Origin of the sequence: Trinickia symbiotica (genome assembly GCF_003028655.1) — a bacterium.
Taxonomy (GTDB): Bacteria; Pseudomonadota; Gammaproteobacteria; order Burkholderiales; family Burkholderiaceae; genus Trinickia; species Trinickia symbiotica_A.
The window spans coordinates 1-18,414 of record NZ_PYUC01000028.1 but is presented as its reverse complement, the minus strand read 5'-3'; the positions used below and the strand labels follow the sequence as shown (position 1 = coordinate 18,414).

Here is an 18,414-nt window from a genome sequence, read left to right as displayed (position 1 = left end):
AGAGCCGGCCTGCGCGGCAGGCGGGCTCGATGCCCGCCGCGCGGCGCTCGAGGCCGGCGGACCTTCCGCGATCCCAGCGTAATAGAAGAACAGAAGAACGGAAGAACAGAAGAGCGGAAAACGTCTCAATGAAAGTTCCTGCTGGACGCAGGCAATTCCCCGAGCCAATGCGAGAGATCGATCAACCTTTGCGCCACGAGATGTCGCACTTCGCCTTCGCATTGCCATACCCCCAGCACGCCGAGCAGCGAAGCGCCGAGCGCTTCTTTCCTTTGCCGTTCGAGCACTTTCGGCCAGATGATGACATTGACGTTGCCGGTTTCGTCTTCGATGGTGATGAAGATGACGCCCTTGGCCGTATCGGGCCGCTGGCGAACCGTCACGATGCCGCATCCGCGAGCGAGACGCCCGTTCGGATAGCGCTGCAAGACCGCGGCCGGCATCAGCCCTTTTTCCTGCAAGCGCGGCCGTAGCAACGCCAGAGGATGACGTCCTAACGTCAATCCCATCGACCGGTAATCGCCGACTATATCGTCGGCTTCCGACGGCGTACCGAGTTCCGGCGTGCCGTCGTCCACCGCGGCGCGCTCGAGCATGTCCTTATCCGGCACGGCGGCGACCGACTGCCACAATGCCTGCCGACGATTGCCGGCAAGCGAGGAAAGCGCATTGGCCGCCGCGAGCACTTGTAGATCGTGACGATCGAGCTGCGCCCGCCGCGCCATATCGTGCACGCTCTCGAACGGACGCACCGCCCGCGCGGCCTCGATTCGTTCGGCGGCGCCGTCGCGCATGCCCTTCAGCAAAGAGAGACCGAGCCGGACCGCCGGTTTCACGGTGCCGTCGATTCGCTCGAGCTTCGAATCCCAATCGCTGATGGCGACATCGACAGGCAGAACCGCGACGCCATGACGTCGCGCATCTTGCACGAGTTGCGATGGTGAATAGAACCCCATGGGCTGGCTGTTGAGCATCGCGGCGAGAAAAGCTTCGGGCTCGTGGCGCTTCAACCAGCTGCTCGCATAGACGAGCAGCGCAAAGCTCGCGGCATGGCTTTCGGGAAAACCGTACTCGCCGAAGCCTTTGATCTGCTCGAAGATGCTGTCGGCAAACGCCTTGTCGTAGCCGCGCGACGTCATGCCGCCCACGATGCGATCGTAGTATTTCCCAAGATCCCCCTTGCGCTTCCAGGCTGCCATCGCTCGGCGCAGTTGATCGGCCTCGCCGGGGGAAAAACCCGCGGCGAGAATCGCGATCTGCATCACCTGCTCCTGAAAAATCGGCACGCCCAACGTGCGCGCAAGCGCACGCCTCAAGGCGTCGCTCGGATAAGACACGGGCTCGAGCCCTTGACGCCGCCGCAAATAGGGATGAACGGCCCCACCCTGAATGGGCCCTGGACGCACAATGGCGACCTCGATGACGAGATCGTAGAACTTGCGCGGCCGAAGCCTCGGCAGCATCGACATTTGAGCGCGCGACTCGATCTGGAACACGCCTACCGTGTCAGCGCGCGAGATCATCTCGTAGGTTTCGGCGTCCTCAGGGGGGATGTCCTGCATTTCGAACCGCTCGCAGCGCTTCTCGGAGACGAAATCGAGCGTACGGCGGATCGCCGACAGCATGCCGAGCGCGAGCACGTCGACCTTCAGGAGACCTAACGATTCGAGGTCGTCCTTGTCCCATTCGATGACGGACCTTTCCGGCATCGCGGCATTCTCGATGGGCACGAGACGCGACAGCTTGCCCTTGCTGATGACGAAGCCGCCCGTATGCTGCGACAAATGGCGAGGAAAGCCGAGCAATTGAATCGCGAGCGTCGCCCAGGTTTGTATCAGCGGCGTTTCGGGATTCAATCCGCACTCCTCGAAACGCTTGAGCAAATCGTGTCTGCCGTCGAACCATTGATGCGACTTGGCGACCATATCGACGATCTGCGGATCGACGCCAAGCGCCTTGCCCGTGTCGCGCAGCGCACCGCGCAGCCGGTAGCACGATACCGCGGCCGCGATCGCGGCACGATCCCGGCCATATTTCGAATAGATGTACTGAATGACCTCCTCGCGACGCTGATGCTCGAAATCGACGTCGATATCGGGCGGCTCGCCACGCTCCTTGCTGATGAAGCGCTCGAAAAGCATATTGCCGCGTTCCGGATCGACTTCGGTCACGCCGAGGCAATAGCAGACCGCCGAGTTGGCCGCGGATCCTCTTCCCTGGCAAAGAATGCCCTGGCTTCTCGCGAAGCGGACGATGTCGTAGACAGTCAGGAAGTACGGCTCGTACCGGAGCTCGCCAATCAACTCGAGCTCGTGCTCGAGTTGGAGCTGGACCTCGTGCGGAATGCCTTGCGGAAAGCGCCGATGCGCGCCGATGTACGTTTCCTGCCGTAAATACGCCGCGGGCGTCATTCCGTCGGGTACCAGCTCGTCAGGATATTCGTAACGAAGCTCATCGAGCGAAAACGCGCAGCGCGCGAGGATATTCGTCGTCTCCTCGAGCGTGCGTGCCGGATACAGATTGGCGAGACGCAGACGCGGACGCAGATGCTGCTCGGCATTGGGCGCGAGATCGTAGCCGCACTCGTGCACGGGCTTGCCGAGACGAGCCGCCGTCAACGTGTCCTGCAGCAGCTTGCGCGAACGCACATGCATCACCACGTGCCCGAGCGCGACGACGGGCACTCCGCAATCGTCGGCGACGAATTCGATCACGCCGCGATGGATATCGTCCATCGCGCGCTGGTGCAGTACGAGCCCGCACCAGGCTCTCGTGGGAAAAGTCTCGTCGAGCCACCGAAGCTGCTCGTGCAGCGCGTCTTCCTTCGCCGGAAAATCCGGCACGAGAATCGCGAGACAGTCCGGCATGCCGCGCAAATGACCGTATTGCTTGTCCGGCCGGGCGAGATCTTGTGGCGTCAGACGGTATTCGCCCTTCGGCGCACGCGTTCGCGCGAGCGTGATGAGCTCGCAGAGGTTGCCGTAGCCTTCGCGGTTCTGCGCAAGCAGGATCAGACCGAATGCCGGCGACCCGTCGGCGTTGACGAGCTTGAAGTGCGAACCGATGACGAGTGGCAGATTGGCCGCTTTCGCCGCGTCGTGCGCGCGCACGACGCCTGCGAGCGAACATTCGTCGGTGATCGCGAGACCGGCGTAGCCCAGTTGCGCGGCGCGCTCAGCGAGCTCCTCGGCATGCGAGGCACCGTGCAGGAATGTGAAATTGGAAAAGCAAAAGAGCTCGGCGTAGGCCGGCAGCGCGCTGAAAACGGTATCCATCGCGCGTCATCCGAACAACCCATGAAGGAACCCGCATGAGCACCGCCGGATCGCCCGCCTTACGGCGCGATCGCGGCCTCGTGCACGCAGCGAGGCTCGCCGCAACGGCGAGCGAATGACTTCAACGGGCATCAAAAAAGCGAAAGAAGAGACTGTATATCCGTACAGTATCGTACACCTCAAAGGGCCTACGGTGTACTGGAATTTTTGGGTCAGAGGCCCCTCGGGATCGCGCTGCCGGGTGCGTCCCAGCTGAACACGAGCCATCTTTGGCGGCTGCAAGGCGTCGCAAAAGCACGGAACTTGCTCATTGTTTAAGGCAGACGAAACAATCGCTGCGGCGCGCGCTGCTCCTACAGACGAAAAGAAGCGCACACCGTTCGCCAAAGCCGCAAACACCAATCAGCCCAGGGAGGAACATCATGCAAAGGGACTTCGCCATTCGAGCCGTCGCAGCCGGAGTCGGCTTGCTGGTGCTATCCGGCACTGCGCCTGCACAAACGCAGGCCTATACGAACGCTCCGATCGACATTTACGCCGGTCCCGCTCCGGACTACCCCATCGTCGCCCAAGTGCAGGAGGGCTCGGAGCTGACGGTGATAGGCTGCGTCGAAGACTACAGCTGGTGCGACGTCGCCGCGCCCGGCCTGCGCGGATGGGCCTATGGCGGTTACCTTAGCTATCCCTACCAGGGTACGGAAGTTCCAGTCATGACTTACGGCGCGACGATCGGAATGCCTATCGTCGTGTTCTCGCTCGATTCCTATTGGGGCCATCATTACCGCGATCGGCCCTGGTATCGCGATGAAGCGCGCTGGGCCAATCATCCACGACCAGAGCGCGGTGTCCGGCCACCCGAGCGCCGGGACGTCGACCGGCCGCCGGCGCCGCGGCCCGAGGAGCGTGAGGCGCCGACATATGGACGTACTCCTGGAGTGCCCCCGCCTCCGGTGCGCGGCGGTCCGCCCCAGGGAGAGGCTCAGCCCAGATATGCGCGCCCCATGGAGCAGCCGTCGCCGCGCGCTGTCGAGCCTCAACCGCAGCCCCGACCTCAGGTTCAACCTCAGCCTCCGGTTGGCCGCGGCGTTCAGCCCGGAGAACCGCCCTCGCGTGCAACGGGCGGCCCGCAAATGCGGCCCGGCCCTGCCCCGGGTGCCATGGCAGCGCCCAGCGGCCGCTTCGAAGAGCGAGGCGGCCAAGCTGGCGGCCGTGGCGGGGAACGTGAGGAAGGTCCGGGGCAGTCAAATCACTAGCGCTCTTCGCTGTCGTTCTGGGGGATGGGCAGCCGCGGGCCGGCGGCGCCCAATGGCGAAACGGTACGCGCGATTGAATCGATGTGTTCGGCACATCGCGAGCGCCGCTTTGACATAGCGCAGGCCCGTCATGCACTTCGACTAGCCGCTGATTCGCATGGGCACGGTTTCAGCGCTGCATAGCCGTGTGGCAGTGGGAATTGTCGCCACAAGGAAATTGATAGGAAAATTCTGTGCGACAATTCACTCTTATTTCGCTTATCTCAAAATAGTTGTTTTGGGTAACAAGTTGAATTAATCAAAGCATTCATGTAAGATACGCGCGTTCCGGCTTAATAGCCCACATGATGATATTCATTGAGGCTCTACATTCTGACAGCAGGCAGATATGGTCGCAAAGGTGAGGAAGGTTCCATATTACACACTGGAGCCTTCGGTCTTTCGTGGAAAGGTCTGGAAAGAGCGTTATGGGAACAGAGGTGCGGTTCCCATCAACACTGTCCAAACCGTCTCCTATGAGAGGCTTGCACCTGGCGAAGCTCCACCGCCCCCACCACCGAAGTCCACTGCTGAACAGATCAAGAACCAATGTGAAGAAGTACCCCAAATTCACGGTTACTCTCGTTCTGCTAGTGCTAGTAGCCGGTGCGACCACAGTTGCTTTTTGGGGCAATCACGACTACACCGACTGCCAACGCTATAATTACAATAGCAAGCTCAATGGAGGAGTGAAGGAGTTTGACGGAAAAAAGTACATCATCAACATTTGTGGAAGCGGAACCAACAACAGCCATTTTTTTGGCGATAGCTTCGATGCTGTCGAACTGACGGTTACTGACGAGCAAGGCGAGGTCGTAGCAAAACGGCAATACAAGGTCTTCTGGGACGGCGTGCCCGGTCATGAACCTTTGACCATCGGAAAAAATAGCATTACCTATCAAGATGATGAGGAACAAGCGAATCACACCATCGCCATGCCTCCTAGCTTCATTGATCGGATAAGAGCCCGACTGCCCTTCTTCAATTAGATGGCTGCGATACGACACGACTACGTCAACGGCTGCGACACCTCGCCGGTGGTTTTTCTCGAAGGCATTTACGTGGTCCCCGGCATGCGTCAGCAAGGCATCGCCAAAGCGTTGTGTACATCGATCGAACAATGGGGCGCTTCGCGGGAATGCGCAGAATTTGCTTCTGATACGTCTATCGACAACGTCGACGCCCAAGCGTTACACCGCGCACTCGGCTTTGATGAAACTGAGCGCGTCGTGTTTTTCCGGAAGCGTTCTTTGACTCGCGCATTTCGCCGTTGACATTCAATTCGGGCCGGAGCGCCGTGTAGTCGTCGGCGGTGTTCACTCAGAGGCAACCTCTGGAACGACGTGATCAGGTAACGATAGGGATCGATGCGGTTGGCCTTGGCCGTCTCGACTAGCGAGCGGAGATTCGCACTCGCCTGCGCAACAGCAACCGTATCGGCGAACAGCCAGCACTTGCGGCCGACGACGAACGGCCGGATCGCGTTCTCGCACAGGTCGTTCGAGATAGGCCAGTTGCCGCTTTTGACATCACGGGCGAGCTTGGGCCACTGTCCGTCCTTGCCCGGCGGTTTCCCGCTGTTACGTTCGTTATCACGAAATCAGTTGACGGGCTAGGACTATCCGCGTATCGTGCGTGGCTGAAGTATTCAGGAAGTTCAATTGGTGCTCGTCTCATGTCCGCCATTTGCGCGGAGTTCGTTGTCCTCTTTCTCCCTCTTGAAGCTTCCCCGTCGCAACGCTGGGCGGGACTGATCAATTTTATTTTTTGAGGGATTCATCAATGGATACCGGTACCGTCAAATGGTTCAACGAGACCAAGGGCTTTGGCTTCATCACTCCTGATGCGGGCGGCCCCGACCTGTTCGCGCATTTTTCCGAGATCTCGGGTAACGGATTCAAGACGTTGACTGAAAACCAGAAGGTCAGCTTCGAGACGAAGCGTGGCCCGAAGGGTCTTCAGGCATCGAACATCAAGCCGCTCTAATTCGTTCAAGCGTCCGCAGCCCCGGCAGCGGACGCTCCCCGCCGCATCGGCGCCCCGGCCGGTTTTTTGGTCGAGCAAGGCGCTTCGCAGTCTGCATCCTCCCCTCTCGAGGCTTGTCCTCCGAACAGATCAGCGTCCCTTTTCGGGAAGGCGCAGTCCTACACTCATGCTCAATCCCATCAGTACCAATGCAAATTTCTGCCACCAGACAATACCGCGGCTATGCCGTCTCGCCGTCTGCTCACTGTCTGCCTGACGGCTGCTTCTCCTCGAACGTAACGCTGACGCGGTCCGATGCCCGTTGCGGTTCGCCGCTCTACGAGTTTTATTCGCTCGGATATTTCAGCAGCGAAGCAGATGCACTCGGCTATTCCGACCGATGGGCACGGGACTGGATCGATACGCGCGGCTGATGCCGAGTGTCTCGAACGTCGAATTACAACTCGAGATCGAGGACGTTCCTGTCCTGAGGGCAGGTGTCGATGAGGCGTTCCGCATATGCGGTCGATGCACGTCGCGCGTCGCCTGCGTTCTGAAAAGGTTGCGCGACCGCAAGCCTGAATACGCGGCTACGCGACGTCCCTTCGGAACTTCCCGGCTCCTGAATGCGGACGGCGGCGTCGAACCCTTCATCGTAGTTATGCGCGCACCCGGGCTCGGTGGCCCGATGCGGATAGACCAGCGGATATATCTCCAGCCCCCGGTAGAGACGAAAACCTGTTGTCATAGGGCACCTCTAAGGCCGCATCACCACGCGGCGGAACGGAGAATGAGTGCGAGTGGCCTAAGTCAGTCTGCACACGATTGGCTAAGTTGTTTTGCCTGCGATGAAAGTGGGCGGCCGAGTTCCATTGGAAAGGCGACTCGGTACGCGCCAGAAACGGCCGTGAGGCGATCAGCGACTTCATGCTACGCCCATGGCCGGATTTGTACAGCGAAAGTTCTTCGACCCTGCTTCGGCGCAAATAGATCGCGGATATGCGCGTAGCAAGGTGTGGCCCGCGACGCGAGCAGGCCGCTTCGTACCGCCCCTCAACGGCGGCGAAACGCGGTCCGTGGTGTAGCCCCGCCGCTCCGCTCGTCCTTGTGGCGAAAATTGATTCGCCCTTTCGTCAGGTCGTATACCGAGAGTTCCAGCGTGACCCGATCGCCCGCAAGAATGCGGATGTGGTTCTTGCGCATACGGCCAGACGCATACGCGCCCACCGCAACGCCGTTGTCGAGCGTGACGCGGTAGCGGTTGTCCGGCAGCACTTCGTCAACGATACCGTCGAGTTCGAGCAATTCTTCTTTTGCCATTGAAGGTTCCTGTTCAAATGGCGGGACATCGGTTCGGATGCCTCGCGGGTGAAGGAGCCGCGAACGATGATGGACACACGCTCGCGATAGTGGAAAAGATGGGGCTTGATGGGCGGCCCCGTCGTTCTGGAAGTGCCGAACACCGCCATGAGCAGCGGCGAACCATGCGCGAGGGGATGGGAAATCGTGGCGACCGCGATCCAATTCGATTGGAAGCGGCGCGTGCACTCCAGACGTCGCTGCTATCGCCGGCCTCACTGGGCGATATCAGTCAAAGGAGGATTCGCGAAGACGCGTGTCTTGTTTGCGCCTTGGAAGCGAACCAAGGCTGTATTGTAACCGAACGCAGCCATGCGTGCCGACGACGAGGCGGCGCCTCGATGAGCCGTGGTTTCGCTTATGGTGTTCTCGCGTCATCCAAAAAGCCCATGAAGGAACCAACTCGGCTCTTTTTCCGGATCGCGACTACTGACCCGTTCTCGATAAATCCAGTAGCAACTCCGGTCTTCGGCCTGAGCAACGAAGTAATCGCGCGTCACGAGCTCGCCGTCGAACCATCCCGCTTCGATGCGCTCGCCCGGTGACACGATTCTCAACGGCGATCCATAAAACGGGCGATGCTGGCGCATGAGCAAGCGCACCGGTTTTTCGAGCAGCCATGTGGGGCGCGGCAATACATTGGGCATGGACGCCGCTTTGATGTTCTCGTGAACCGGTACCCAACGATTCGCGACTTCCGGTCGATAGTCGGCCACGGGTGCCGCTCGCAGCACATTCTCGCTCCCGAGACGAGCAACGAGCAGTTCGAGAAGTCGCGCATGATCTTGCGCGGAGCCTCCGGGTTCGGAAAACAGCGTTTCGGATGCCGGTGCGGCGGGAGCCACGTCCGTCGCTTCGAGGCGAAGTCCAATCACCGATGCAGCCAATTCCAGCCGCCCAAGCCGCTCCTTGAGCAGCCGGATCAAATGATCCTCTCGCCACGTCGGCTCGCCAAGGGCGATATCGAGCATCGTTGGAGGGACCGCCGTCCGGCCTCGTTCGTGCTCGAGGAAAAACGTCGCCGCCGATAGCGAGAGTTGCCGGGCGACGAGCCAGCCGCACAACTGTGCGACAAGACGGCGCGCAGCGAACAGTACACCCTCGGCATGCTCGACGCGATCGGGCAACTCGAGACGCGCGGCGAATGTCGGCGGCGGCACCAGCCAGTCGAAAATCTCGGGAGCGATGCCGAACGCACGATCGAGCGACTCGAGCACGCTGGCGCCGCAACGGCGTTGAAGGCCGGCGCGCGGCAGACGGCGCACGTCGGCAATCGTGCCGCAACCAAGCCCGATGAACCAGTCGGCGAACGGCTGCAACTCCGGCACCATGATGAACGGCAATGCGGAAAGCGCCCGTTCCAGCGAGCGCATTTTGAGAAAACGCCGCCTGCCCTGTTGAGCAAGCAACCATGCGCCTTGCCCCGTGGGCGCGGCGCTCACGCGCGCACTGAAACCCAGATCGCCGAGGACGCCGCGCACTTGCCGGCACAACCGCAAGATACCGCCGAAAAGCCGCAGACTCGCGCTCACGTCGAGCACGATCGTCGCATCCCGGGTCATGCCGACTTCCGGCGAGAACCGCATCAACGCCGTTGCGACTTCGCGCTGCGCCGATGCTTCCTTCGTCATATCGCGCTCGTAGAGTTCGGCGCCGGGTGCGAGCGTCAGCACACCGCCGCGCCGCATGCCGGAACGCACGCCCGCCGCGCGCGCCGCATCGTCAGCGACGACGACTTTCTCCTTCTCGAACACGACCGCCCCCGATGCCGGCTCAGGCAACCACTTCGGCCGGAACACTTCCAATTCGAGCCGGTGCAGCTTGACGGCGAGAAATACGCGCATGACGGCTGAACAAAACAGGACTGGGTTGCAAAGGAATCGATACGGGCTCGGCACGCGTCGGTCCTCGTCGTTTCACGATTTCGACGCTGATGCCCTCCCCTTGCGGCCGTACCGCCAGCCGCAGCAGAGCCGGTGAAGCGCCTTCGGCGGTCGTAAGCGGCCTCATCATGACGAACAATGTCTCGGACGACTGGGCCGCGAGATGCAGCCGCCGTAAGGAGGCCGTCGGCACGTGCGACGCCCAGAGCAAAAGCGCCCCACAAGTGCCCGCTCGCAATATCTGCTCGGCCGACCAGAGCGCGTCCGCCGTTTTCGGCGCGCGCACTTGAAACAGCTGTTCGAGCGGCACGCCCAGATAAGCGAATGCAGGTGCATTGACGAGATGGGGCGGCTGCACGAGCGCAAGCGGGCGCTTGGCAAGCGCGGCGAGCGCCGGACGCAAAAGCCTCATCTCGCCCACTCCCGGCTGCTGGATCAGCAAATCCACGAGCGCCCCGAGCGGCCAACCGCCGCCGGGCAGCTCGGCCGAAAGCGCGGCGTAGCCCGTATCGATCGTGCGCATACCGCCCCGAGCCAGCTGGGAAGCGCGCCAAAGGGACGGATGCACGTCCTCGGGATGAATGATCGCGACAGACATCGGGATAGCGTGAAGTATGATAAAACCTGTATGTATATACAGTATCCTACACGCTTTCGCGGCAATCAGAACAGTCACTTTTTAGCTGCCTCGCAGAGGACACCATGGCAGCGCACACCCCAGCGGCTCATCGCAGGGCATAGTCCATACATTGCCGTCCATCCATGAATCGTTAGCTCTACTAATGAAATTCACGACGCGAACTTCGCTCGTTGTCCCTCCTCGAATCACTCCAACTTTTTACTTCGGATTCCTAATTAATATCCGCGTTCGTCAAATCCAGCCGGCCCTTCCGACTGCTGCGTCAAAGAGCCGCATCGCACCGGACATGAGAACGCGCATGATCAGCAATGCGCCGCACAACAAGGTACGAGCAGATCACGAGGGAACACCCTAGGCACCAGATAGTGGCATCCGCGGTGGAAGTTGCCTAAAGTGGTATCTCTCACCTTGCTTTCAGCGGACCGCACACAAGCAGGCAAGGCGAACACAAAAAGCAGAGCGAGGAGTCCAGCAGTACCATCCCTCTGGAGCGAATTTCGATGAGACTCACGATTCTGATAAACGGCCCCGATCCCACCGTCAATCACGATTACGCCGTGTTGTGGCTCGATACGGAAGAACATGTCTGGTCAAGAGAATCCCACGACGGGATCGACCTCCCCGCTTGGGGGGACGTCCGTGACGAAAATGGTGTCATCAAACTTTTCCCGCATAGCGTGGATACCCCGGTATGCACATTGAGCGGCCTACGTGTCGACCGAGATCGAGGAGTGGCTGCCGCGCAAGGCGCTGCCGAATGGTCATGCACGAGTAAGCATTCGCCGATGGGGGGGCTATGGCGGCTGCAAGCCGTTGAGCGGAAAACGACTCGGCCCGAAAACAGCGTATTTCCGTTTCAGCGATGAGGTGTTCGCATCGGGTCGCCGACGAGGCAGGGGAATCTCGCCGACGCGCCGAAGCCGGAAATCTTTTTACGGTTCGTTACGAAACGCCCCACGGCGCGTTGCGATTGGTATAGTCGGCCTTGGCTTTCTCGAGGCCAACCCTCTTAGGCCCGCTCGACATTACGTCGGCGGGCCGCTTTTCTTTTGGACCGCGGCAACCGCGGGAACCGCCCGTCACCTCGCGCTCGTTATGCGCATAAACTTTTTATAATTCTTCTAAGAAATTCGCGCTGCAGCGGGCGAACGGCGCTACCTGCGGCACGGGCCGGCGCCAGTAAATCGATCAGCGCGGCGTGACGAATCGGAACGTCAAATTGATCCTTTCGCCGATGAGACCCGGCGCCTTCGGTACTCTGTGCCGCCACTCCGCCTGCGTGCGCCCGCGCATGACGAGAAGACTGCCGCTCGTCAGCTGGAAACTGCGCATCGCCCCGCTTGCGTTATGTCGAAGATCGAACCTGCGCGCCGCACCGAGACTGACCGAAGCAATGACCGGCTCCTCGCCGAGCTCCGGCTCCCGATCGGCGTGCCAGCCCATGCTGTCGTCCCCGCTCCGGTATCGGTTCAGCAGGACACTGTTGAAAATCGCGGACGTTACCGCCTCGGCCGCGGCTTTTAGCTCGAGCACGGTCCGCGTCCACTCGAGCGGCTCATTGCGAATGCCCGAATAGACGTAAACGGCGCCGGGATCGCCCTGCCAGGCCGTCAGGCGCGGCAAGCGCTTGATGCCGCCAGGCGTACCGATCGTGTCCTGTTTCCATGCAACCTCGTCGACCAAATTCAGGAGCGCGCGCGCCGCGTCTTCGGATTTCAGCCAATGTGGATACCAGTCCACGGCGGGCTCCGGAGCGCCTCCGAACATGTCTTCAATCATCTGAATCAAACCAATGGCACGACCGGGTGCCGGTCGAATCGCAACAAACTTTATACCTCGGCGCGTGAATGCGCCTCACGTAGCTTGCGGAGAAACAGCGCCGACGCGCGGAGCTGGTAACGAGATCGCGAGAATCGTTTGACGCGACGCATCCCGCCGGGCCGATGCGCGGAGCCGCAACCTTTCTCGACTGGAACGCTTCGGGCAGAGACAGCGTGATACCCAAATGGATCCGAACTATGCGAATAGCGCGATGTAAAAGACGACCGCGCCGATCAGTGCACCGATGAAGCAAAACCCTTCGCTTTCCTCGTCGGCGCCGTAGCGCAGCCAAGCGCCCACCACGCCGAAAAGTCCCGCAATCCCGAGCGCCACGAACACCATCGCGACGTAGAACAAAGTACTCCGGCTGATTTCGAGCAAGTCGGTGTGGCGCACGAGGTAGTAAAGGCCGACGGCCATGGCGGAAAGCCCGACGAGCGGCAACCTGACATGGCTACCCTCGTAGCCAAGGTGGTGTGGCGGATGCGGGCGATGCGACGTATGCATCCAATGCGGTAATTTGTTGATTTTCATCATTCGCCTCCTCCCGCGCGCGGCTGACAGCCACGCTGGATTCGACTCACGAATGGGTCTCCAACCATCGCTCGTTAGATCGACGCTCAGGACAAAGAATTCCGCGCACACCCCGTTGAAAGCCCGCGGTGAAACTGGTTCCACCGTGGCCGGGGCGCGACCGGCAAACAACCGATGCCGTCTGTACAATTCAAGTCCCATTGATATGTTTCGGCGGCACCGCGCTGTTGTCACTGCGTAGTTCCCCTCCCCCCTATGCGCCGCTCCTCTTTCTTAGTCCGCGTCATCGTTATCGGGGTCTTGCTGCACGTCTACGTCGGGTTCAGGCTGATCCCCGAATGGCCGATCGGTCTGCCCGTCAAGGTGGTCGCCGCGATATGGCTCGTGTTGTCGTGCTTTTTGATTCCGCTGGGCATGCTCGCTCGTCGCCTCGAGCGCCAACCGCTTGCCGACAGGCTCGCGTGGGTCGGCCTTCTTGCGATGGGCTTCTTTTCATCGCTGCTCGTCATCACGATCGTGCGCGACCTCACGATTGCATCGCTGCTGACCGTCGACACGCTGTTGCCTCGAACGATATCGCTCGGCAGGTGGCGCATCGATACGGCCGTGGCAGTACCTGCGCTGGCGTTGCTGTCCACCGCTATCGGCTTCGTCAATGCGCGGCGGCGCGCAAAGGTCGTGACCATCGAGGTGCCGATCGCCAATCTTCCTGCCTCGCTCGATGGCCTCACCATCGTGCAGATCAGCGATATTCACGTAGGACCGACGATCAAGCAACGCTATGTTCAGGCGATCGTCGATGAGGTCAATCGCCTCGAGCCCGATCTCGTGGCCATTACCGGCGACGTAGTCGACGGCAGCGTCGAGCAGCTCGCCGAGCATGCGCAGCCGCTGGCAAGTCTGCGCGCGCGGTATGGCGCTTACCTCGTAACGGGCAACCACGAGTACTACTCGGGTGCCGACGAGTGGATTGCCGAGTTCCGGCGTATGGGCTTGAACGTCCTGCTGAACGAACATGTCGTCTTGAAGCACAACGAAACGCCATTCGTCGTCGCGGGCGTGACCGACTATTCGACTGGACATCTGAATGGCACGCATCGCAGCGATCCGGCGGCAGCCATCGAGAACGCACCCGAGCAAGCCCGCGTGAAGGTTCTGCTTGCGCATCAGCCGCGCACCGCATTGGCCGCCGCGGATCTCGGCTATACGTTGCAGTTGTCCGGACATACGCACGGAGGGCAGTTCTTCCCATGGAACTTCTTTGTACGATTGCAGCAGCCGTTCACCGCGGGTCTTGCACGGATCGATAATCTCTGGGTTTATACGAGCCGCGGCACGGGTTACTGGGGACCGCCCAAGCGGTTGGGAGCGCCGTCCGAAATCACGCGTCTCCGGCTCGTGGCCGAGCCGGCGATATCGCTTGCTCAAACGGCGTAGAGCCCAGCCTCCGAGAAAGACACCGGGAGTCCACGCGGGGACATCTTTGCTTTCCCCGTTTCAAGGTTCTCCTCGACACTTTGGCTCCATCCCCAACAACCCTGGCCATAGGCGGCTCCAGTCTCCGTCGTGCGTTACGGCGTGAACGGTGCGCATCGCTGCGCACCGGCCACCCGCCGCGGAGATAAAGCGTCGGGCAACCTCCGGCGTCACCACGATGTCCGCGTCGCTGTCGAAGTGGATCTGGGGGATCGCCGAGACCCGTGGCGCGAAGTCGATCGGGTTCAGCGATTCCGGCATCGCCGACACATGATGGATACGATTGATGTATTCGTCGTCGAGGTTGCCCGCGACCGTGCGGATCGACGCGATGTCGCGGCGTCGTGCGGCAACCAGCACCGCGATCGCGGCGCCGCCCGAATAGCCGATCAGGTTGATGCGTTGCCCGGGCGCACGGGCAGCGATCTGATCGACTGCCTCGTTCGTCGACGCCACGACGTCAGGTGCAAAACGCCTGCCCGTCCAGTATGGGATGTTGCACCGTGGATTGAGCGCAATCGGGGTGAACTGGCAAGGACGGGCGACATAGGCGACGTTGAGCGCGGGGTCCGCCACGGCCAGCGCCAGGCCCATGGCCTCGCGCGGCGTTGGGTCGAGCGATGGTTCGCTGCGCGACAGCCATGCGAGACCGTCCCCTTCGATGTACAAATCGATCGGCTGGTCAGGACGGCCGATGCGCGACCAAGCGGTGATGACAAAGCTTGCCGTTACGATCTGCTCGCGCTTCAGACCCGCCGTTGCAGCCAGGGCATCAGCATGTGCATTACGGTCTAACTGCGCGCACGCGGTGAGCAGTAGCTCCGCACCGGCCATGAAGCCCCATAACGCGTATCGTGCGGCGATGCGCCAGTGCAGGGCGCGTTGCCGCAGCAACCGCATCTTCCCGACAACCCGGCCCTGCACCGAATCCCGCTTGCCGGAAGTCACCACGACACCCGGTCGCCGGGAATCTCGCCGTTCGGGGACGAACTTGCACTGAGCGCCGCGAGCAGTGGCTGGAGGTGGGCTTCATACTGCCGCCAGCGTCCTTTCGACGTGGTGTAGATCGGCTCGCGTACCTGATTGACGCTCGCCGTACGGACCACCCGGTGGTTCGCATGGAATGCGAGGCACGCGTCGTCCCACGGCAGTCCGAGAAAATCGATCATGCGTCGCGCCTCATCTTCGAGATTGTCGACCACCGACTCGTCGCCGACCCTGCGTAGCGCTGCGGGCTGAAAGCCCGGACAATACGCGCCATCCACTCTCCCGTGGCAGCCGAATCTTAGCAAAGCTCGCCCGCTCCAGGCGGTTGCCTTCGTCGAGGTGCGCGAAGGCGCGTGCCGCGTCGCGGGTATCCATGTATGCCTTCGCCAGCGCGAAGCGCGCCGAGATCCGTTCCGTTAGCGAGCGCATGTCGCCTTCGGCAACGCCGCGAGTGTTCGCTCGAAGCATGTGACGTCGCATTGCGCCGCGCGTCGTCTTTTATCGGCTCATTCCAGGGCGTACGACGATCACGAACTACATCAGCAGCGTGACCCGCCTACGGCCTTGGGAACCCGAGCGAATCGGCCCTGGCCCGCAACTCGGCCATGCTACCGGGCATCGCGCTGACAGCCGACTGCGATTTGTCGATCGCTGACGGCGAACTCGATGACGAAGGCTGCGTCGCTCCCGCGCACAATCCGCCGAACGTGCCCTGCGTTACAGCGATGGGCGGCGCGTCCGAGCGGGGCACGGCGCCAAACTCGAGCGCGTACGCGAGATTGAACGTTGCCGGATCGCTGCCGCGGACGCCTAACGGCTGCAGTCCGAAGCGCCATTGCAACAGTGCATGGATCGAGCTTGGATCGAACGGATATCGCGAGACCTTGCCCGCCGCAACGCGCGGGCCGAGCAATGCGCACGGGACACGGAAGCCGAGCCGTCCGTCGTTTCCGAGCGCCAGCTCGGCGTTACTGATGGGCCGGATGGGCGGGACCACGTGCTCAAAAAATCCGCCGTATTCGTCATAGACGATGATCATCAACGTACGGCTCCAGTTCGGTCCAGTGCGTAATGCATCGTAGATCTGCCCCAAAAGCACCTCACCATTGCGGATATCGGCAAACGGGTGGTCGTCGTTGGCGGTGCCTTCGTCCTCGCCGATGAAGCTCGGATCGACCATGCAGAACGAAGGCAACGTTCCGGCCTTGGCGTCGGAAAGGAAGTCGGAGAACAATCGTGAGATGCCGACGTACCGGTCGCCATAGAGCGCAACGATCGGCACATCATGGAAGTAGTACTTCGCGCTGACTTTGGCATCGGCAAAACGATCCCAGATCGTCGGCAACGTGCACTTATCCGTACTGTCGGTCAGGCGATCAGTTGCACCGCTATGGAGGTAGATGCGGTTCGGGAACGTAGGGCCTAGGAGTCCGCTGAAGAAGAAGTCGCAGACTGCATAGCTGCTTGCTTCGCCGCGGAAGAAATCAAGGTCGGACTGACCGTAGAACCCGATCGGGTAGAGATCGCCACGCGTCTTGTTCGTGTCGGGCGTGAGCAGCCAGCCATTCATCGCGCCTGATGCAAGCTGAGTTCGCGCGCCTTCGTATGAGTGATCCGGCTGCGCATGCCCGCACGCCTGGTAGCCATATGACGGATTCGCAGAAAGCAAAAACGGCGTTTGCGGGCTGCCGAATGCGTCGTTGTATTGCTGGTTGGCCGGCATTCCCTCAGCTCCGCTCACCCATCCAATGAAATGGTCGAACGAACGATTCTCCATGGTCACGAGTACGATGAAGTCGACGTTCGAAGCGGCAGGATCGGGGAGCGGCGGCCGCGGCAGACTGTAGCGGTCACCTGCATCGGGTGACGGCACGTCGCCGATCGAAGGAGCGGGCGCGCTACCGTTCGGCGTGTTCTGCTTGCCGCCTCCGCAGCCCGAAAGCACCACGCCACCGGCCATTGCGGCCATACCGGCAAGGAAGCTGCGGCGATCGAAACCGCGATGCGCTGAGACATTGTTCATCTCTTTGCCTCCATTCAGCCGGTCAGCTAGCCGTCGTGCGGCGCTGGCGGCTGGCTACGCCGGAATCGACCGCAAACGGCCCGGCAACGAAGGATTTTTCGCTGTCGGTACGGGAAGGGGGCGCAAGAATCGTTCCGCCTGCCGCGAGAGGGTGCGAATGGGGCGCTTCCTAAGGTGCGCAGCCAATGCGAGGAGAATGCCCGCGAACTCGTGCCTCGCCCTGCTCACCTCACATCGCGCCGCGCCGACGGCAAATCGCGAAAATTTGCTGAATCGCGAAGTCATCTCTAACTCCCGGCAGCGCCTGAAGCATGCACTCGTGGAAAGTGCGCTCACGGGGCAACAGCAGCGCGCCATTGCGGTACAGCGCGTCGCAGGACTGTTGTATCAACGTGGATGCGGCGCTGTTCCAACTATCGCGCAGCGACTGCAGCACGCACTGATCGTAGGCGGAGTTGCCGCCGTATGCGGCGGCGACAGAGGGCAGCGACAACATCGCGACGACCAAAAATACTTTACGCACCGTAAGTCTCCGAGAACTGACTGGGCCCAAGTCTAGCGCGGGGCCCTTATGCCATTCTCGATCGGCGCTGATATCAGACTTTTCCGAACGGCTATTCGTGTCGCGGTGTGTGTTTAACTACGCCCCCAAAGCACAAACCCCCGCGAGCGAGAGCTGGCGGGGGTTTGCTGGGGGTTGGGGAGCCTGACGATTACCTACTTTCACACGGGGATCCGCACTATCATCGGCGTGGAGTCGTTTCACGGTCCTGTTCGGGATGGGAAGGGGTGGTACCAACTCGCTATGGTCATCAGGCATGACTTGTTGCCGTGTCGCGGGTGGGCGGCACAGCCAATCTGGGAAGAAGGGGAGTAAGGGAAGTAATGGGTAGTGACTGCGGCACTAATTCGCGAGTCGCACCTTCTGCGCTGTACCCCCTACGGGGGTGGTTCCCAGTAATCGCTAAAGCGATAACTGGTCACTAGCTTTGCATGAGCCCAGAGTAATCGCTAAAGCGATAACACTGGGCGCAAAACGCTCCGGTTATAGGATCAAGCCTTACGGGCAATTAGTATCGGTTAGCTCAGCGCATTACTGCGTGTACACACCCGACCTATCAACGTCCTGGTCTTGAACGACCCTTCAAGGGGCTCGAAG

The 18,414-nt window shown here is 61.0% G+C and carries 16 protein-coding genes, 2 rRNA genes and 3 pseudogenes; 7 read left to right on the top strand and 14 right to left on the bottom strand.

Annotation, left to right across the window (positions count from 1 at the left end):
• Positions 1–125 precede the first annotated feature (125 nt).
• Positions 126–3,275, bottom strand: coding sequence for an error-prone DNA polymerase (locus C9I57_RS31285; RefSeq protein WP_107154377.1), 3,150 nt, complete (start codon positions 3,273–3,275; stop codon positions 126–128).
• 422 nt (positions 3,276–3,697) lie between these two features.
• Here C9I57_RS31285 and C9I57_RS31280 point away from each other — a divergent pair, with 422 nt between their 5' ends.
• From C9I57_RS31280 to C9I57_RS31265, 3 genes and pseudogenes are all read left to right on the top strand, one after another.
• Positions 3,698–4,528 (top strand): SH3 domain-containing protein, encoded by an 831-nt coding sequence (locus C9I57_RS31280; RefSeq protein WP_107154376.1) that lies wholly within the window; start codon positions 3,698–3,700, stop codon positions 4,526–4,528.
• A 590-nt stretch (positions 4,529–5,118) separates the two neighbouring features.
• Positions 5,119–5,556: a hypothetical protein gene (locus C9I57_RS31270; protein ID WP_219909919.1), complete on the top strand. Its 438-nt coding sequence runs from the start codon at positions 5,119–5,121 to the stop codon at positions 5,554–5,556.
• A gap of 6 nt (positions 5,557–5,562) precedes the next feature.
• Positions 5,563–5,841, top strand: a pseudogene (locus C9I57_RS31265) (GNAT family N-acetyltransferase); the annotation flags it as partial.
• A gap of 10 nt (positions 5,842–5,851) precedes the next feature.
• On the opposite strand, the pseudogene C9I57_RS31260 reads toward C9I57_RS31265, so the two are convergent.
• A pseudogene (locus tag C9I57_RS31260) lies at positions 5,852–6,122 on the bottom strand (IS66 family transposase); the annotation flags it as partial.
• Between the two features lie 227 nt (positions 6,123–6,349).
• Between C9I57_RS31260 and C9I57_RS31255 the strand changes: the two are divergent.
• Together C9I57_RS31255 and C9I57_RS31250 are read left to right on the top strand one after the other, a co-directional pair.
• Complete coding sequence (locus C9I57_RS31255) at positions 6,350–6,553, top strand: cold-shock protein (protein WP_107154374.1); 204 nt, start codon at positions 6,350–6,352, stop codon at positions 6,551–6,553.
• 188 nt (positions 6,554–6,741) lie between these two features.
• Positions 6,742–6,966, top strand: a complete 225-nt coding sequence (locus tag C9I57_RS31250; protein ID WP_107154373.1) for a hypothetical protein — start codon at positions 6,742–6,744, stop codon at positions 6,964–6,966.
• A gap of 23 nt (positions 6,967–6,989) precedes the next feature.
• Here the strand turns inward: C9I57_RS31250 and C9I57_RS31245 are convergent, their stop codons facing one another.
• From C9I57_RS31245 to imuA, 4 genes are all read right to left on the bottom strand, one after another.
• Positions 6,990–7,280 carry a hypothetical protein gene (locus C9I57_RS31245; RefSeq protein WP_107154372.1) on the bottom strand — a complete coding sequence of 97 codons (291 nt, stop codon included), beginning with the start codon at positions 7,278–7,280 and terminating at the stop codon, positions 6,990–6,992.
• Between the two features lie 305 nt (positions 7,281–7,585).
• Entirely contained in the window at positions 7,586–7,852 is a 267-nt protein-coding gene (gene infA / locus C9I57_RS31240) for a translation initiation factor IF-1 (RefSeq protein ID WP_107154371.1), read from the bottom strand.
• Positions 7,853–8,265: 413 nt separating this feature from the next.
• The gene (locus tag C9I57_RS31230; protein ID WP_181322019.1) at positions 8,266–9,735 is read right to left on the bottom strand and encodes a Y-family DNA polymerase; all 1,470 of its coding nucleotides are present in this window, start codon (positions 9,733–9,735) and stop codon (positions 8,266–8,268) included.
• A complete protein-coding gene (gene imuA, locus C9I57_RS31225; protein WP_107154369.1) occupies positions 9,665–10,372 on the bottom strand; it encodes a translesion DNA synthesis-associated protein ImuA in 708 nt (235 codons plus the stop codon). Before imuA ends, C9I57_RS31230 begins: the two co-directional genes overlap by 71 nt.
• A 542-nt stretch (positions 10,373–10,914) precedes the next feature.
• Here imuA and C9I57_RS31220 point away from each other — a divergent pair.
• Entirely contained in the window at positions 10,915–11,280 is a 366-nt protein-coding gene (locus C9I57_RS31220) for a DUF3564 family protein (RefSeq protein WP_020566378.1), read from the top strand.
• 322 nt (positions 11,281–11,602) lie between these two features.
• Here the strand turns inward: C9I57_RS31220 and C9I57_RS31215 are convergent, their stop codons facing one another.
• Both C9I57_RS31215 and C9I57_RS31210 read right to left on the bottom strand, forming a co-directional pair.
• Positions 11,603–12,193 (bottom strand): alpha-ketoglutarate-dependent dioxygenase AlkB family protein, encoded by a 591-nt coding sequence (locus tag C9I57_RS31215; RefSeq protein ID WP_107154368.1) that lies wholly within the window; start codon positions 12,191–12,193, stop codon positions 11,603–11,605.
• 237 nt (positions 12,194–12,430) lie between these two features.
• Positions 12,431–12,769, bottom strand: a complete 339-nt coding sequence (locus C9I57_RS31210) for a tetraspanin family protein (RefSeq protein ID WP_107154407.1) — start codon at positions 12,767–12,769, stop codon at positions 12,431–12,433.
• 255 nt (positions 12,770–13,024) lie between these two features.
• Between C9I57_RS31210 and C9I57_RS31205 the strand changes: the two genes are divergently transcribed.
• The gene (locus C9I57_RS31205) at positions 13,025–14,206 is read left to right on the top strand and encodes a metallophosphoesterase (RefSeq protein WP_107154367.1); all 1,182 of its coding nucleotides are present in this window, start codon (positions 13,025–13,027) and stop codon (positions 14,204–14,206) included.
• Between the two features lie 60 nt (positions 14,207–14,266).
• Here the strand turns inward: C9I57_RS31205 and C9I57_RS31200 are convergent, their stop codons facing one another.
• From C9I57_RS31200 to C9I57_RS31175, 6 genes and pseudogenes are all read right to left on the bottom strand, one after another.
• Positions 14,267–15,079, bottom strand: a complete 813-nt coding sequence (locus C9I57_RS31200) for an alpha/beta hydrolase family protein (protein ID WP_107154406.1) — start codon at positions 15,077–15,079, stop codon at positions 14,267–14,269.
• Positions 15,080–15,189: 110 nt separating this feature from the next.
• Positions 15,190–15,480 (bottom strand): annotated as a pseudogene (locus tag C9I57_RS31195) (hypothetical protein); the annotation flags it as partial.
• A 308-nt stretch (positions 15,481–15,788) separates the two neighbouring features.
• On the bottom strand, positions 15,789–17,255 hold the full coding sequence (locus C9I57_RS31190) for an alkaline phosphatase family protein (RefSeq protein ID WP_107154366.1): 1,467 nt from the start codon (positions 17,253–17,255) through the stop codon (positions 15,789–15,791).
• Positions 17,256–17,484: 229 nt separating this feature from the next.
• Positions 17,485–17,751 carry a VF_A0006 family four-cysteine protein gene (locus C9I57_RS31185; RefSeq protein WP_107154405.1) on the bottom strand — a complete coding sequence of 89 codons (267 nt, stop codon included), beginning with the start codon at positions 17,749–17,751 and terminating at the stop codon, positions 17,485–17,487.
• Positions 17,752–17,959: 208 nt separating this feature from the next.
• Positions 17,960–18,072, bottom strand: a 5S ribosomal RNA gene (gene rrf, locus C9I57_RS31180).
• Positions 18,073–18,304: 232 nt separating this feature from the next.
• A 23S ribosomal RNA gene (locus tag C9I57_RS31175) occupies positions 18,305–18,414 on the bottom strand; the annotation flags it as partial.